The sequence below is a fragment of the Paenibacillus donghaensis genome, assembly GCF_002192415.1.
In the GTDB taxonomy this organism is placed as follows: Bacteria; Bacillota; Bacilli; order Paenibacillales; family Paenibacillaceae; genus Paenibacillus_AQ; species Paenibacillus_AQ donghaensis.
The window spans coordinates 3,683,422-3,699,569 of the sequence record NZ_CP021780.1; the positions used below are offsets into that span (position 1 = coordinate 3,683,422).

A 16,148-nucleotide genomic window follows, 5' to 3' on the forward strand; every position below is an offset into this window, starting at 1 on the left:
ATTTCCACCTCTGTTTCCCGAATCTTTTGCTCCATTATTTATTCCGTCTTAGCCACTTGTTGATGAATCCTTTGATGCCCTGTGGCTTCGCCGCTTGAGCATCCCCGCTGTTTATATACCGAACGGCCAGCCGCTGCACATCCTTGGCGGCGGAGCTGTTCGGGAAGAGCAGCGAGAAAGGAGTTTGCCGTTTGACGGCCTGGACCACATGCGGATCGGAGCTGATATATCCCAGAAATGAGACCTCCAGCTGCAGGAAACGCCGGGCTGCCATGCGGATTTTGTCGCTGGTCATTGTGGCCTCGCGTTCATCGCCCGCTTGGTTGACAATCAGCCTGAAGGCAGTTTCGGGATAGGAGTTGTGCACAACCTTCATCAGTGCATAAGCATCGGTGATGGCTGTTGGCTCAGGCGTTGTAACTACCAGACAATCATCCGCTGATGTGATGAACTTCATCGTTTCCTTGGACAAGCCCGCTCCTGTGTCAAAGAGAATATAATCCATCTTGTCGGCCATAAGCGCAATCTGATCCGTGAAGTATTCCAGATCGCTATCCGTGAGCGAGAACAGCTCATCCATCCCTGAGCCTCCTGCTATATATTGCAGCGAGTTCGGACCAAGCTGGATAATCTGGCCAATATCGGCCTCCCTCTTGAGCAGATGATACAGATTGTATTTCGCGGTCACCCCCATCAACACATCGATGTTGGCCATTCCGATATCGGCATCGAACAGCAGCACTCGCTTGCCCATTGCCTTGAGCGCCAGGGCGAAGTTAAGCGTGAAGTTTGACTTGCCTACACCGCCCTTCCCGCTGCATACCGTAATAATCCGCGCGGTGGCCTCACCGCCTGCTGCAGGCTTCAGGTCCTTGCTGGATACAAGCTGTCTCAAGGATTGTGCCTGGTCCATCACTCGCCACCCGTCCCCAGCAGCATGCCGGTCAACTGCTGCCCTGAAGCTGCCAGCAAGTCATCGGGAACATTCTGTCCATTGGTCATGTAGGATAAGGTAAGCGGGAAATCATTTAACACATTGAACAGCGGCCCGTAGCTGCCTGTCTCATCAAGCTTGGTGAAAATCACCTTGTCGAGCTGGTATCTTCCGAAATGCTCGGCAATCAGCTTCATGTCGCGGCTCTTGGAGGTCATACTGAGCACCAGGAAGGTTTCACTCCGCAGCTCTTTGGCCAGCAGGCTCTGCAGCTCCGCGACCAGCAGCTCATTGCGGTAATTTCGTCCGGCGGTATCCATCAGCACCAGGTCACAGCTCTCCAGCCGGAACAGCGCCCGCTGGAGATCTCCGGGTGACTGGACAACCTCCAGCGGAATGTTGAGTATAGCGGCGTAGGTACGCAGCTGCTCCACTGCGGATATCCGGTAGGTGTCCGAGGTGATCATCCCGACCTTGCGGCCTTGCTTAAAGAGCTGTTCGGCAGCAAGCTTGGCGATAGTTGTAGTCTTGCCTACTCCTGTGGGGCCGGCAATATATACAATCCGCGTATCGGGCGCGATGCCATGAGCTACCCGGCCGGACAAGAATTTCTCCAGCTGCTCCGCCAGCACCGTCTCAAACCGTTCTGCCGGCCAGATGCGGCCTTCCTCATCCCATGCATCAAACACGTTGCCAATCCATTCCTCAACCAGCACGGTGTCGGTTTCCTGTTCCAATAACCGCTCCTTAAGAAGCTCCAACCTTTCGGGAAGCTCCCTGGCCCCGGAGGCCTGCCTTGCAATCCGTTCCATCCAGTGCTTCATATCCCGGATCTCGCGGAGTACATCGTTCTCCTGCTCCGGAGCTGCTGCCGGCGGCTGGTCAAGTCCCAGCGATTCGTAAAGCGCTGACATCGAAGCCATAGTTTCCTGATTCAGCTTCGGTTTCCGCTCACGTGAACTCTCGGATTGCCCATCAGCTGCGGGCTCCGCAAGGACAGCTACCGCCCCTTGCTGCCTATGGTCTTCGGCTCTGGCTGCTGCCACCTCCGCATAGGTACGGCCAGCTTCAGCCGGTCTGGCTGCTTCCGGCTTCTCGGCTGTTGCAGCAGCGGCCGCTTGACGATAGGCCTGCGGTGCGGCGCTGCGGGGTATACTCTGCACAGGCACAGCCGCCTTCTCAGGCATAACTTGTTTGGGTTCGGTTTCTACAGCAGCGACAACTTCGATCTTTCGCTTTTTAAACATGCCCATGAACCCGCCGGTCCGGATTTCTTTGGTACTGAGAATAACGGCATCGCTTCCCAGCTCGCTGCGGATGGAATGCATCGCGTCAGGCATCGTATCGACCACGTAACGCTTCACTCTCATAAGTTCACCACTCCAACGCTTTGAATTTCAATATTTGGTTCCAGCTCACTGTAGGACAGTACCGGAATATCCTGCATCGTACGTTCAATGACCTGCCGCAGATACATGCGGATCGTCGGAGAAGTCAGCACAATCGGCTGCTGCCCGGATTGAATCAGGCGGTTGATCTGCTCGGTAAGCCGCTGATATACGGTCTGTGTGGATACCGGGTCAAGCGCAAGATAAGTCCCCTGCTCGGACTGTTGAACACTTTCCGAGATTTTTTTCTCCAGATTCGGCCCAACGGTTATGACCCGCAGCGTCTCTCCCGCCTGGGAGAACTGCTGTGTAATCTGACGGGACAACGACTGGCGGACATATTCGGTCAGGATGTCGGGATCTTTGGTATAGCTGCCGTAATCGGCCAGCGTTTCGAAGATCGTTACCAGATCGCGGATGGATATCTTCTCCCTCAGCAGCTTCGCGAGCACCTTCTGGACATCCCCGATCGCCAGCACCGAAGGAATTAGCTCGTCGACAAGAACGGAGTAATTCTCGCGCAGGTTGTCGACCAGCATCTTGGTTTCCTGACGTCCAATCAGTTCATGCCCATGGCGTTTGATCAGTTCCGTCAGATGTGTTGCCACCACGGAAGGCGGATCAACCACCGTATAACCGGATAACTCGGCGCGTTCCTTGACAGATTCATCAATCCAGAGCGCGGGAAGTCCAAAGGACGGCTCCACCGTCTCTATGCCATGAATGGATTCATCATCATAACCGGGACTCATGGCCAGATAGTGATTAAGTAATAATTCACCGCCGCCGACGTTATTTCCTTTAATTTTGATGACATATTCATTCGGTTTTAGTTGAATATTGTCGCGAATGCGAATAACAGGCACTACAAGTCCCATCTCAAGGGCACATTGCCGTCGAATCATGATAATTCTGTCGAGCAGATCGCCGCCTTGTCCGGTATCGGCCAGCGGAATCAGCCCATAACCAAATTCAAATTCGATCGGATCAACAGAGAGCAGATTAATTACACTTTCCGGACTGCGCACCTCTTCAATCTGTTTCTCCTCCACCAGTTGTTCCTCAGCAATCTGTTTGCGGTTAATATTTTCTCCCATCCGGTAAGCGGCAAACCCCAGCAGGGCGGCCAGTGGAAGCGTAGTGGTGAGATGAATCGGGGTAAACAATCCCAGGAAAGCAATGGTTGCAGCTACGATATACAGCAGTTTCGGATAGGACATCAGCTGTTTGGTCAAATCCTCGGCAAGATTACCATCAGAAGAAGCCCGGGTAACGATCAAACCGGCGGCAGTGGAAATCAGCAAGGCGGGTATCTGGCTGACCAGTCCATCCCCGATTGTCAATACGGAGTAAGTCGACAACGCCTCGGCAAATGGCATACCATGAATCGTCATCCCGATAATAAATCCGCCGATCAAGTTGATCAAGAGGATAATAATACTGGCAATCGCATCACCCTTGACGAATTTGCTGGCTCCGTCCATGGAGCCGTAGAAGTCCGCTTCGCGCTCAATCTTAAGCCGGCGCTCACGTGCCTGTGTTTCATTGATCAGTCCTGCATTCAAATCAGCGTCAATACTCATCTGCTTGCCGGGCATCGCATCCAGTGTAAATCTTGCACCTACCTCAGCGACACGTTCAGACCCTTTGGTGATTACTATAAACTGCACAACTACCAGAATCAGAAAGACGATGAATCCAATGGCGATCTGTCCGCCTGCAATCCAGCTGCCGAAGGTGGCCACCACTTCACCGGCTTCTCCATCTTTGAGAATCAGTTTGGTGGTTGAGATGTTCAGCGCAAGACGGAACAGGGTCGTAATCAGCAGCAGGGAAGGGAATATCGAGAATTCCAGTGCTTCCTTGGTATTCATCGCTACCAGTATAATCATCAGTGCAATAGATATATTAATAATCAACAGAACGTCCAAAAGCCATACCGGGATTGGCAGAATCATCATAAGCACGATACCGATGATGCCAAGCAGTACTGTTAGATCTTTCACTTTCAATGTCCTATACCTCCCCCGCCCTATCTCTTCTTGCCTTTAAGCTTATATACATAGGCCAGCACTTCGGCAACAGCCTGAAACAGGTCCGCGGGTACAACGTCCCCAATCTCGGCCCTCTGAAACAATGCCCGTGCCAGCGGCTTATTTTCCATAGTTACAATGCCATTCTCTTTGGCCAGCTCACGGATGCGCAGTGCCACATAATCCTGACCTTTCGCTATAATCTGCGGGGCTTCCATCTGGCTGCCGTCATATTTCAGCGCAACCGCGAAATGTGTCGGGTTGGTGATAATCACATCCGCCTTCGGAACCTCCTGCATCATACGCTGCATCGCCATCCTGCGTTGACGCTCGCGGATTTTGCCTTTAATCAGCGGGTCGCCTTCCATCTTCTTATACTCATCCTTGATGTCCTGCTTAGACATCTTGAGGTTCTTCTCATGCTCGTACTTCTGGTACATATAATCCAGCAAAGCCATAATCAGCAAAGCCGCTCCAATCTTGATTCCAAGACTCATGGTCAACCGGGCAGCGAAATTAAAAATCCCCTCCGCACTGACGTGCGACAGGGAAACAAAACTGTTCTTCTCTCCCCAAAGCGTGCTATAGACCAAATAAGAAATCAGAACCAGCTTAAAAATTGATTTCAGGAACTCTACAAACGAACGCATGGAGAAAATATTCTTGAAGCCTTTAATCGGATTGATCTTGTCGAATTTGGGTGTGATCCCTTCGCCCGTAGTCATAAAGCCCACTTGAGCCATACTCGATACCAGTGCCATGATGAATGTGATGCCTAGCAGCGGAGCAAGCAGCATAAGAATCTGCAGGCCATACTGATTAAACAGCTGCAGCACATTCTCAGGCGTAATCTCCAGCATCATGCGGTTGCGAAATACATCGGTATAAAGTGTCATGAAGCGTTCCTTCATATAACCGCCAAACATGGACAGGCTTAGCATGGCCGATAATAGGACCACTGCACCGGACAACTCTGCGCTTTTGGCCACCTGGCCTTTTTTGCGCGCGTCCTCCCGTTTCTTTGGCGTGGCTTTCTCCGTCTTTTCACCCGAGAAGAGTTGAAGATCCAGTCGGTAACGTTTCCTCTTAGGCATAACTCTCTCTCCTTACAGCCCTTAGGGGCTTTTGCCCATCAGGTTCAGCAGATTCTGCATGGATTCGAACATGATGTCGAACAGATTCTGAAACAGCACGGCCATTCCCGGCATCACTATCAGCAGCAAGCCCAGACCTACAATGATCTTCAACGGAACCCCGATAACAAATACATTGTATTGCGGTGCCGTTCTTGCCAGAAACGCCAGCCCCACGTCTGTGAGGAATAAGGCGGTAACCAGAGGAGCAGACATCTGAAAAGCCAGGATAAAAGACTGGGCAAAGCTCCGGACAAGGAACTCTGACAGACTTCCATCTATCATATTCAGGAATACATCATTATTCATAGGAATCCAGTTATAACTATAGACAATTGCGTTTAATAGATGGTGATGGCCGTTAATACTGAGAAACATCAGCAAAGCGATTATATACTTGAAGTTGCCAAGAATCGGCGAGGAGGCTCCGGTCATCGGATCAATCACGTTGGCAATCCCGAATCCGATCTGAATATCAATAAACGACCCGGCGGTCTGAATGGCCATAAACATGAGATAACCGATAAAACCGAGCAGCAGCCCAATAAGCACCTCTCTTGCGACCAACAGAATATAACTCAGATCCTGTGGCACCGTAAGGCCTGTCCCGCTGGCGCTATACACAACCATTGCGACAAAAAACGATATTCCGATCTTGAAGGTTGCCGGCACCCCTTGAGAAGAAAAGACAGGCACTACAACAAAAAAAGCGGAAATTCGACAAAAAATCAGCAGAAAGACGGGGAAACTTTGCAACCATGTCTCCATTTCCATAATCTAACCGATGTACATATAAAGATTGCCCAAAATTTGACTGGTGAAGTCGACCAGCTTCGTCATAATCCACGGACCGAACAACAACAAGGCCAGCAATACGGCTACGATTTTGGGAACAAACGCCAGGGTCTGCTCCTGAATCTGCGTTGTCGCTTGAAAAATACTGATGATCAGCCCTACCACCAGACCAAGAATCAGCATGGGAGCGCTCGTCTCCAGCACTAAATATACGGCTTGGCCTGCCAGACCAATAATAAACTCCGTACTCATTCCTCATGCCTCCTCTATCGTCAGGTGTTAAAGCTCATTAGCAGTGATTTTATAACCAGGTACCAGCCGTCCACCAGTACGAAGAGCATAATTTTGAAGGGCAACGAAATCATGACCGGAGGCAACATCATCATCCCCATAGCCATCAGTGTGCTTGCCACTACAATATCAATGATCAGAAACGGAATGAAAATAAGAAAACCCATAATAAATGCTTTTTTCATTTCTCCAATCGCAAAAGCCGGCACCATAACCGTCAGCGGAATATCATTATAAGTATCCGGTCTTGCAGACCCGGTATAACCCGTATAATTCATAAACAGCAGCAAATCTTTGGTGTTGGTCTGTTTGAACATAAATTCCTTCATGGGCGCAGCTGCCTTGTCCAGCGCCTCACTCTGGGTAATTGTTCCCTTGATGTATGGCTGCAGTGCCGTTTCATTCACAGTCGCAAGCGTCGGTGACATGATGAACAAGGTCAGGAACAGCGCCAGCCCCACCAGCACCTGGTTCGGAGGCATTTGCTGCGTACCTAGCGAGGTTCGAACGAATCCAAGCACAATCACAATCCGGGTGAAGCTGGTCATTAGAACCAGAAACGCCGGAGCAATGCTCAGAACCGTTACCAGAAGCAGAATGGAGATCGAACTGGTACCGCCGCTGGCCGCGTCTTCATTGCCAACCTGAATATTGATGTTTGGTATAGGATCAGCATGGATCGGATGCATCCAGACAATACTGGACATCAGCACCAGCAGAAACGCAAGAATCAGCTTTTTTCTCATAACTTCCTCGACTCTCCCTCAGGGTCCTCATCCCGAAGCAGCTCCTCGAGCTTCTCTTTGCGCTCTGGCGCATTGGCAAGCTTGGATTGCAGCGTCTCATAGAAGGACGGGTTCTCGCTAAGGTCGATTTCCTGCGAGGGCACCTCCCCCCGCAGCTTATTCTTAATCTTGGAAATAAGCGGCAGGAGAGGGTTCTTCTGCCCTGAGGATTGCTCCTCAAAAGAGGTGATAATCTGATCTACCTCAGCCTGGTCCGTAATTTTGTCCAGGAGGGTAATATTCTCGCCCACTCCGATCAGATAGAGGCTGTTGCCGATTTCGATCACCTGCATCGACTTGTTGGGTCCAAGACCCACCGCGCCAAGCGTCCGTATGGAACGCCCGCTCATAAAGGTCTGGTTGCGGCGTCCCAGAAAACGGATCAGCAGTACAATAAGAACAATAATTACCGCCAGAACAAGAATAACGTTAAACAGATTCAGCAGGGTATTACCTGTTCCGAGCGGCTGTGGCTGCGAATTGAAGAGCATGAAGTTTGTTTACACACCCAGTGTTTTGTTGATGGCTTCAATTACACGGTCAGCCTGGAAAGGCTTCACGATAAAGTCTTTGGCACCCGCTTGAATGGCATCGATAACCATAGCCTGCTGGCCCATGGCGGAACACATGATGACTTTGGCGTTGGCATCCACCTTTTTGATTTCTTTAAGGGCGGCAATACCGTCCATTTCAGGCATGGTGATATCCATCGTAATCAGGTCCGGACGCAACTCCTTAAATTTCTCTATAGCCTGAGAACCGTCCTGGGCTTCACCCACTACTTCAAATCCGTTTTTTGACAAAATGTCACGGATCATCATTCTCATAAATGCTGCATCGTCCACGATTAGAATTCGATTAGCCATTTTTACAAAATCCTCCCTAAGTATGCTTATTGTAGTTTTTGAATTCGGTCCCACTGGCTGACGATATCCGTAACGCGAACTCCGAAGTTTTCGTCGATAACTACGACTTCCCCCTTGGCAATGAGCTTGTTGTTAACTAAAATGTCTACCGGCTCACCCGCCAGCTTGTCCAATTCGATAATCGAGCCTTGGGACATTTCTAAAATATCTTTGATCTGCTTCTGGGTCCTTCCTAATTCTACGGTTACTCTCAGTGGTATGTCCATCAATAAATTTAAATTATTTTCATCAATGTTTGCAAAAGCTCCACCGCCCAGGGTGGCGAATTGCACCGGTTGCACATTTACATTGCGGTTTGGCGCGGGATTCGGCATGGATTGCGGCGGCTGCGGCTGTCCATAAGGCATCTGCGGCGGCATTCCATAAGGTGGCATGCCTGGCATACCATAGGCGGGCACTCCTGCCGGTGGATAATAATAGCCACCTTCCGGCATTCCCGGATAGGGAGGCATCCCTTGCGGTGGATACTGCGGCGGCATGCCAGCTTCAGGCTGAGCCGGAGGTGCTTGCTGCACCGGCGGTGCGGCGGGAGCAGGTGCAGCCGCAGGCTTGGTTGCTGTGTCTGTAGAAGAGACAGCCGCTTCCTGATCAGCGATGCTGACATCCCCAATCAGCATCGTCACCATATCCTTGGCGAATTGCACCGGCAGCAGCTGCATAATGGTAGAATCTATCAGATCGCCGATCTTCAGCCGGAAGGAAATCCGGATCAGCGTCTCATCATCCGGCAGGCTGCCTACGCCTTCTCCACTGGACATATTCAATATATCGATCCCCGGAGGGGAGATATTGACAAACCGGTTGAATATGGTTGACATCGAGGTGGCAGAGGAGCCCATCATCTGATTCATGGCTTCCTGCACCGCACTGATGTGAATTTCGTTTAGTTCCTCATCCTTCGGGTCACCTTCACCGCCGAGCATCAGATCGGCTATCACCTGGGCATCCCTGATCTTGATCACCAGGGAATTGATGCCCTGGAATCCGTCCACATATTGCACATGAACAGCGACATGGGGCCTTGGGAATGCTTCTTCGAACTCTCCGCGTGTGATGATGGAGACCTGTGGGGTAGTGATATCCACTTTTTTGCCCAGCAGTGTTGAGAGTGCTGTTGCTGCGCTTCCGAACGTAATATTGCCAATTTCGCCCAATGCATCCTGTTCAAAAGGGGTCAGATAATCGTCGACCGTCTTCTCAGGGACTGCCATCGTCCCTTCAGCCGATTGTCTGAGGAGGGCGTCAATTTCCTCTTGCGATAAATAATCCTTACTCGTCAAATTCTTCAACTCCTTCACTGACAATCTCGTCGATCTGCACCGCTACACGTTCCTTAACCATCCCTGGACTTCCGATAAATTTAAGCTTGTTCCCCACTTTGATGGACAGCCCGGAATCCACATTTTTGTTCAGGGAGATTACGTCTCCGATGCTGAGTCCCAGGAACTCGGAAATGGACAACCTTGATTCACCCAGCTCAGCCACTATAGGAAGCTGGGCCTTATGTACCCTGGCTTTGATGGCCGCAAGCTCGCCTTCGTCGCGTGTTTTTTTCTCGGATACAAACCACTGATGGACGGACAATCTGGACATAATCGGCTCAAGCACGACATGGGGTATGCACAGATTAATCATTCCTGTCGTATCCCCTATCTTGGTGCTTAAGGAGATCAAGGCGATCGTTTCATTGGGAGATACAATCTGCATAAATTGCGGATTGGTCTCCAGCGCCTCCATCCGCGGATGGATGTCCAGAATCGTCTTCCAGGCCTCCTGAAGGCTCTCGAAGCACCTGCTGAATATCCGTTCCATGATGGTCGTTTCAATTTCAGTCAGGGAAGTAATCTTCGACGGTGCAATTCCGAACCCTCCCAGCAGCCGATCCAGCATGGCGAAAGCAATATTCGGATGAACCTCCATCACCATTCGGCCTTCCAGCGGCTCAGCTTCAAAAATATTCAGTATCGTCATTTTAGGAATGGAGCGGATAAACTCATCATAAGGGAGCTGCTCTACCTGAACGACATTGATCTGCACAAAGGTTCGCAATTGGGCCGAAAAGTACGTAGTAAGATAGCGGGCAAAGTTGTCATGAATCCGCGTGAGACTGCGGATATGGTCTTTCGAGAAACGCACGGCCCGTTTGAAGTCGTAAGAGCGGATCTTTTTCTGTGTTTCTTCTTTCTTTAGTTCGTCGGCATCCATTTCACCGGATGAAAGTGCAGCAAGCAATGCATCAATTTCGTTTTGTGATAGTACATCAACCATTCAATCACCCCCCTGGCAAAGAATATACACACCGGCAAGCTAAATCCCAGTCTTAATAAAATAGGTTACATCAATCAGGGTCAGCTGGCCCTCGGTCAAGGTTTTGTTGATCAGATTCACCAGCTTGCTGCTAAGCTGATCTTTCCCCTTGGCACCGTCAAGCTCTTCCGGGGTTGAATCGGCGAGTGTTTTGATAATAATCGGCTTGATTTTGATATCCTTTATTTTCTCAAAGGCTTCTTTAGATTCCACGGAATTCAGCTGGAACGCAAAATTTATTTGAACGATATAATCGGGATCGGCAAGATTAGTTTTGATGTCAGTAATTTCGGCTGTAAGCTCGACAATCTGATCGGCGCTCAGGTGATTAGCCTCCACATTCTGCACGGCAGCATTTACGGGGTCGGCGTCACCCGGAAAAAATTTGCCCATCAATAAAATTCCGGCTACTGCTATTAGAGAAATGGCAAGGATAATCGTAATGAGCCACGGCAGCATCTTCTTCATGTTAGCTCCTCCATTGATTGAATTTTGATGGTCGCAGCATGGTTGCCTATGTCCCTGTTGTAGTCCCGGATCTTAAGAATGACCTCATCGGCTTTTTCCAGTACAATCAGCCTTTTTCCGGTTACGAGCGTAATATACGTGTCCGGACTTTCTTCTACCATTTCTACTAGCAGTGCGTTTAGCCACATAGGTGTACCATTTAAACGGGTTACCGAGATCATTACAGGCCTCCTAACAAAAAATGGGGGGGAGGATGTCTCCCCCACGACTTGATCAGTTTATTCAGTGAAATTTAGATTAACGCTTCAGGTTAACAACTTCCTGCAGCACTTCATCCGAAGTGGTGATAATCCGGGAGTTGGCCTGGAAGCCGCGCTGCGCCACGATCATCTCGGTGAATTCACCGGTCAGATCGACATTGGACATTTCCAGTTCGCCGGCGATGATGGCTCCGGTGCCTGCTTCAGCACTGTTGGCCACAACCGTTTCAAAAGTACCCTCCGGATTGGCATTCAAAGTCATCCGGTACAGATTCCCGCCGATTTTCTCCAAACCTTGCGGATTGCTGATTTTGGCAATCCCAATCTGTAAATCGGCTGTTGTAGTTCCATCTGGCATGGTCTGAATAATGAACCCGTCTTTGGAGATAGAGTAGGCCGTAGCTTCCGGATCCAGAACAATCGGAGCATTTCCGGTATCTAGAACACGCATGCCATCAACCGTCAACAGGCTGCCGTTGGCATCCACAGTGAAATTCCCGGCACGTGTCAGGAAAGGCACCTCCTGATCGTCTCCGAGATTGACCAGGAAGAAACCATCACCGTCGATACGCAAGTCGGTTGGCACATTGGTAGTCATCGCACTTCCGTTTAGATGCAGTGTATCGATAGACGAGATACTTACGCCGAGACCGATCTGCTTGGCGTTAACTCCGCCCTGGCCGTCTTCGCCTGGTGCGGAAACACCGGATACCGTCTGGCTCATAATATCCTTGAACATTACGCGTCCTGATTTGAAGCCGATGGTGTTGACATTGGCAATGTTATTGCCGATAACGTCAAGCTTGGTCTGGAACCCGCGCATTCCTGAAACACCTGAGTACATAGATCTGATCATTATTATTGTCCTCCCGGGTATAGAGCCTGCAAGGGCTCATGAATAAGATAAGGTGAAGTGTGGGACCGCGTCAGTCGGTCGGCGGTCACCGCGGCTTTCCGTTAGGACCAGCCGGATTATGAGATGATAACGGCACTGTCAATTTGTGTGAACACATTGTCTTTCATGGAGCTTCCATCCATCGCTGTGACCACGGTGCGGTTCTGCACACTAACGATCAGAGCCATGTCTTTCATTAGAATTAAGGATTCCTTGCTGCCTTTGGCTGCCGCTTTGTCCACAGCGGACGAAATCTCAGCCAGTTGGGAGCTTCCAAGCTCAATTCCTCTTTGTTCCAGACGTTTCGCAGCATGATTGCTGAACTTAAGCAGATTCTTCTGCAGAACACTTTCAAAGGTTGCTTCGGGAGCCGCAGCCTGCGACTTGGACAGCGGCGTGCGCTGTAGTGCCGAAGAATGAACAGGAGCCGGGTACATCTGGCCTATAGTAAGCCTGTCGCTCATGTGGTTCCTCCGCTCTCCCCGCCTTCTCCTGAAGTTGCTGGAATTAAATCAGCTTCATTCTTGGGGGTTGCATTTTGAATTTCGGTAATATCAGTGATTGCGATTCGTGCTGCACCCACAACTGCATATTGAATACCGCTGGAGACTACAATCGATTCGACTGTTCCTGTAACGGGCAACTTTGTTTTGGCGTCATTCCAGGTAATCTCCTTGCCGATAAGACCGGATACGTTACCAAGCGACTGGTTCATAGCCGTCAGCTGGGTAGAGATATTCATCAGCTGTTCCAGAGAAGTAAACTGCGCCATCTGAGCGATGAACTCCTTGTCCTCCATAGGCTGCATGGGGTCCTGATGCTGCAATTGGGTAATCAGGATCTTCAGAAACTGATCCTTGCCCATTACTGAGCCGCCTACCGTCTTCTTGATTGAATTCGCTGTGTTCGCTGAACTGGAATTATTGACTGCATTCGTTTCTGCCATGTTATTCACCTCGCTTTCTAAACACTTAAGCTTTGGCGGAGAAGGTTCCTCCATCATTGCCATGCTCCTGACCGGCACCGGATACCCAATCTCTCCATTCGCCATTCAGCTCTGCAGCCAGCACAGCATCTCCTGCCTCTTCACCCCGCTCTTTGGAGCGTCGATCGGATTGCGACTGCTGTTGGCCAGCACCTGCTCCCGCCTGGCGTCCATCTTGACCGGACTGTGATTGCAGCGGCGTGTTGTTCTGGGTTACCTCAAGCTTCTCGACCTGCAGACCCTGAGACACCAGTGCTGCCCTCAGCTGATTCATCTGCTGATCCAGCATATCCTTCGCAGCTGCATGCTCGGTGACAAATTGGGCAATCAGATGTCCATTCTGCATGGTGATCTTCACATCGACTTGGCCGAGATTCTCCGGAAACAAAGAGATCGTTGCTTCAGCCAACCCGCCTTGGCGGACGATTTCAAGCTTGCCTGTTATAAACCCGGTCATCTCCTGAGCGAATTGCTGAACGGGAACCTGTGGAGCCTCTGCCTTCATGGGAGCCGTTATTCCACCCCGCAGCGATAACTGGCCTGCAGTAACAACTTCATGTTCCTGTGCTCCTGTTGTAGCCTCTGGCACCGCTTCTAGGCTGGTTTCAGTGACCTTCAGACCTTCCAAAGCCATTCCTGCTTTGGCAGCTGTACTGACCTGAAGTTCTGTTTCAGCACTGGTGCTCACTACCGCCGCATCTACCGGAGCTGCTGCAGTTGCATTAGTAACTACAGGCACTTGGGCAAATCTGGTCGTGTGGACAGGTGCGGCCTGATCTTTCGGTTTGGCAGGCACCATCAATGACTGCTCGGCCATTACGGCCGGACTAGCCGCCATCTGAGGCTGCGATGTCTTGATAGTGGCTTCTGCCGGAAGACTCTGCTCCAGCAAGATGGAGAACTGATTCAACAACCGAATGCCCTGTTCAACTACATCGGTCTTCCCTTCCTGTCCAGCTGTCTGGATCAGGGTTGCCAGACTGTGCAGCTCGTCCTGAACAGCGAAACGCAACGTTTCCGGATTCTCTGCCAGTGGTGACAAGGTTGGCGCGGCACCGGAACTCTCAGTCTCCGTAGGAGTGCTGCCTGAGGATAACAAGCTCGTCACCTGTAGCAGCCAGCTCTGCAAGGCGGCCAGAATCGCCGGATCACTGCTGATGGCTTCATCCAGCTGCTCCAGCTTCACGGTAAGCTCGTCCAGCACTGAACTGTCGGCAGTTGCCTTGTCAGCTGTTTCTTCACCTGTGTTCTGCACGGTATGTAGAAGACCCTGCAGTAAGGATACAAGATCAGCAGTCAGCGGCACTGTGGCAACAGCTGCTGCTGCGCCACCCATGGTTTGGGTCAACGTCTGGGCAAAAGGCAATGTGGAAGCAGTTGTTCCGTTTGCGGCCGCCAGAGCGCCAGCTGCTGTCGCTACTGTACCTGCGGTTACAGGAGAAGCAGAACCCGAAGGCAGAACCGTGCCGCCCGTAAACGATTGAACGACTAAACTCATATTTTTTTCACCTCCCTTCAAATGCAATCTCATTGCTCGTTACTCTACTTGCTGCTGACCAGCCGGTTCGCAATCTTAGCTGTCTGCACAGCATTTTTTTTGGTCATTTCCGCCAGAATGGAAGAGCGGACACTATCGCTGACGCCTGTTAGAATCGAAATTACCTTGTCTGAACTCAGCTTGTACATTTCTGTCAGCAGAGAAGCTGCTTCAGTGGCAGGCATCGCTGCAAATGTCTGGCTGAGTTTCTCCTTGTCAAGGCTGGTCGTTGCCGCAGGAGCAGCCGCGGTAGCCTCTTGCTTCAATCGGGATTGAAGGGCTGCAATAGCCATATCGGTCGAAGAGACGGTTTCCTTTAGCTTAACCGATACTTCCGCAGCTTTTTTAGGATCCATCTTCTCCAGAATGGCTGTTTTACTGGCATTGTTCATGGCGCTGAAGATTTGAACCATCTCTTCCGTGGTCAGATTCTCCATAATCGGTGCTGCCTTGGACGCCTTCATACCGCCGTAGAGCTTGGCCAGGTCGGACACCTGTTTCTCATAAGGATCTTCCGTTTCCTCCGTAGCGGCCACGGCTTCGGCCTCTTCCTTCAGCTCCGCAATATCTTTCTTGAGATTTTCTACCTGCTCAGCCTGTGCGACATTAACTTCATTGGCCTTGGCCACGGCAGCCTTTTCTTCTTCAATTTGCTCTTTCAGCTGCTTGATTGTCTTATCCGAGCTTTCCTGCTGCGCTTCGGATGGATCTGAATCTTCGTCCGGAGCTGCCGACGGGTCCGCAGGGGGATCAGGCACCCATTTTTCTATGAACGGGATCTTATTAGCTACCTCAAGCACATTGTTGCGGATATCCATATTGAACAGCGTGAGCAGCACTCCAAGCATAACAAGCAAAAAGATAATCGGTATCATCAAGAACAGGAATCGTTCAAATTTGCCTGCTGACTCTTCATTCTCTATTTCCATATCATTTTTAGCCACAAGCGGAAACCTCCCGGGTTAGAGGGATTTCATCGCGAAGCGGACGGTAGCCATCTCATCCAGTTCGTTTTGTTCCCGTAAAATCATATTTTGCTGGAACAAGGTTTGCGCCTTGTCCTTCGCCTTCAGCCATACTTTCTCGTCCAGCACCTTAGTGCTGAGCTGGTCCTGCTTGATCTGCACCTCTTGTTGAGCACGGCTGATGTCCATATGCTTGCGGGCAATACATATATCCAGAAAATCCACATATTCCTGCATTTCACGGATTTTGGAGAGCGGCGTTCTATGCTCGGCTGCCGCCTGCAAAGCTTCCATGGTCATCTGCCGCTGCGAAGTTAATTCTTCAAGGCTTCTTTCCTGAGCTTGCAATTCGACAAGGGCACCTGAAAGCATCCATTCTGCCTGCGTCTTTTCATTGCCCTTCAAATCGACAACCTTTTGGAAAGTATAATGAAACCTCATACTGC

The 16,148-nt window shown here is 50.6% G+C and carries 19 protein-coding genes; all 19 read right to left on the bottom strand.

The genetic code is table 11. From position 1 onward, the window contains the following. Nucleotides 1-34: 34 nt before the first annotated feature. Complete coding sequence (locus B9T62_RS16385) at nt 35-916, bottom strand: MinD/ParA family protein (RefSeq protein ID WP_087916244.1); 882 nt, start codon at nt 914-916, stop codon at nt 35-37. Further along, nucleotides 913-2,304: a flagellar biosynthesis GTPase FlhF gene (gene flhF, locus B9T62_RS16390; RefSeq protein WP_087916245.1), complete on the bottom strand. Its 1,392-nt coding sequence runs from the start codon at nt 2,302-2,304 to the stop codon at nt 913-915. Before flhF ends, B9T62_RS16385 begins: the two co-directional genes overlap by 4 nt. Then, on the bottom strand, nt 2,301-4,334 hold the full coding sequence (flhA, locus tag B9T62_RS16395) for a flagellar biosynthesis protein FlhA (RefSeq protein ID WP_087916246.1): 2,034 nt from the start codon (nt 4,332-4,334) through the stop codon (nt 2,301-2,303). The genes flhF and flhA overlap by 4 nt, the downstream gene beginning before the upstream one ends. 20 nt (nt 4,335-4,354) lie before the next feature. Next, nucleotides 4,355-5,449, bottom strand: a complete 1,095-nt coding sequence (flhB, locus tag B9T62_RS16400) for a flagellar biosynthesis protein FlhB (RefSeq protein WP_087916247.1) — start codon at nt 5,447-5,449, stop codon at nt 4,355-4,357. A 21-nt stretch (nt 5,450-5,470) separates the two neighbouring features. Further along, a complete protein-coding gene (fliR, locus tag B9T62_RS16405) occupies nt 5,471-6,256 on the bottom strand; it encodes a flagellar biosynthetic protein FliR (protein WP_087916248.1) in 786 nt (261 codons plus the stop codon). Nucleotides 6,257-6,265: 9 nt separating this feature from the next. Continuing rightward, nucleotides 6,266-6,535, bottom strand: a complete 270-nt coding sequence (fliQ, locus tag B9T62_RS16410) for a flagellar biosynthesis protein FliQ (RefSeq protein ID WP_087916249.1) — start codon at nt 6,533-6,535, stop codon at nt 6,266-6,268. A gap of 20 nt (nt 6,536-6,555) precedes the next feature. Continuing rightward, nucleotides 6,556-7,320: a flagellar type III secretion system pore protein FliP gene (gene fliP / locus B9T62_RS16415; protein WP_087916250.1), complete on the bottom strand. Its 765-nt coding sequence runs from the start codon at nt 7,318-7,320 to the stop codon at nt 6,556-6,558. Then, nucleotides 7,317-7,850: a flagellar biosynthetic protein FliO gene (locus tag B9T62_RS16420; RefSeq protein WP_087916251.1), complete on the bottom strand. Its 534-nt coding sequence runs from the start codon at nt 7,848-7,850 to the stop codon at nt 7,317-7,319. Before B9T62_RS16420 ends, fliP begins: the two co-directional genes overlap by 4 nt. Before the next feature lie 9 nt (nt 7,851-7,859). Next, nucleotides 7,860-8,225 (bottom strand): response regulator, encoded by a 366-nt coding sequence (locus B9T62_RS16425; RefSeq protein ID WP_019910416.1) that lies wholly within the window; start codon nt 8,223-8,225, stop codon nt 7,860-7,862. 26 nt (nt 8,226-8,251) lie between these two features. Continuing rightward, entirely contained in the window at nt 8,252-9,565 is a 1,314-nt protein-coding gene (gene fliY / locus B9T62_RS16430) for a flagellar motor switch phosphatase FliY (protein ID WP_087916252.1), read from the bottom strand. Further along, on the bottom strand, nt 9,555-10,553 hold the full coding sequence (fliM, locus tag B9T62_RS16435; RefSeq protein ID WP_087916253.1) for a flagellar motor switch protein FliM: 999 nt from the start codon (nt 10,551-10,553) through the stop codon (nt 9,555-9,557). Before fliM ends, fliY begins: the two co-directional genes overlap by 11 nt. Nucleotides 10,554-10,592: 39 nt before the next feature. After that, the gene (locus B9T62_RS16440; protein ID WP_087916254.1) at nt 10,593-11,060 is read right to left on the bottom strand and encodes a flagellar basal body-associated FliL family protein; all 468 of its coding nucleotides are present in this window, start codon (nt 11,058-11,060) and stop codon (nt 10,593-10,595) included. Then, complete coding sequence (locus tag B9T62_RS16445) at nt 11,057-11,281, bottom strand: flagellar FlbD family protein (RefSeq protein WP_087916255.1); 225 nt, start codon at nt 11,279-11,281, stop codon at nt 11,057-11,059. The genes B9T62_RS16440 and B9T62_RS16445 overlap by 4 nt, the downstream gene beginning before the upstream one ends. Nucleotides 11,282-11,357: 76 nt before the next feature. Next, nucleotides 11,358-12,176, bottom strand: a complete 819-nt coding sequence (flgG, locus tag B9T62_RS16450) for a flagellar basal body rod protein FlgG (RefSeq protein ID WP_087916256.1) — start codon at nt 12,174-12,176, stop codon at nt 11,358-11,360. A 116-nt stretch (nt 12,177-12,292) separates the two neighbouring features. Then, on the bottom strand, nt 12,293-12,679 hold the full coding sequence (locus B9T62_RS16455; protein ID WP_087916257.1) for a TIGR02530 family flagellar biosynthesis protein: 387 nt from the start codon (nt 12,677-12,679) through the stop codon (nt 12,293-12,295). Next, nucleotides 12,676-13,161 carry a flagellar hook capping FlgD N-terminal domain-containing protein gene (locus tag B9T62_RS16460; RefSeq protein ID WP_087920296.1) on the bottom strand — a complete coding sequence of 162 codons (486 nt, stop codon included), beginning with the start codon at nt 13,159-13,161 and terminating at the stop codon, nt 12,676-12,678. Before B9T62_RS16460 ends, B9T62_RS16455 begins: the two co-directional genes overlap by 4 nt. Before the next feature lie 25 nt (nt 13,162-13,186). Continuing rightward, nucleotides 13,187-14,698, bottom strand: coding sequence for a flagellar hook-length control protein FliK (locus B9T62_RS16465; RefSeq protein WP_157793861.1), 1,512 nt, complete (start codon nt 14,696-14,698; stop codon nt 13,187-13,189). Nucleotides 14,699-14,742: 44 nt separating this feature from the next. Further along, the gene (locus B9T62_RS16470; RefSeq protein ID WP_087916259.1) at nt 14,743-15,681 is read right to left on the bottom strand and encodes a MotE family protein; all 939 of its coding nucleotides are present in this window, start codon (nt 15,679-15,681) and stop codon (nt 14,743-14,745) included. An 18-nt stretch (nt 15,682-15,699) separates the two neighbouring features. Then, the gene (gene fliJ, locus B9T62_RS16475) at nt 15,700-16,143 is read right to left on the bottom strand and encodes a flagellar export protein FliJ (protein ID WP_087916260.1); all 444 of its coding nucleotides are present in this window, start codon (nt 16,141-16,143) and stop codon (nt 15,700-15,702) included. Nucleotides 16,144-16,148 lie beyond the last annotated feature (5 nt).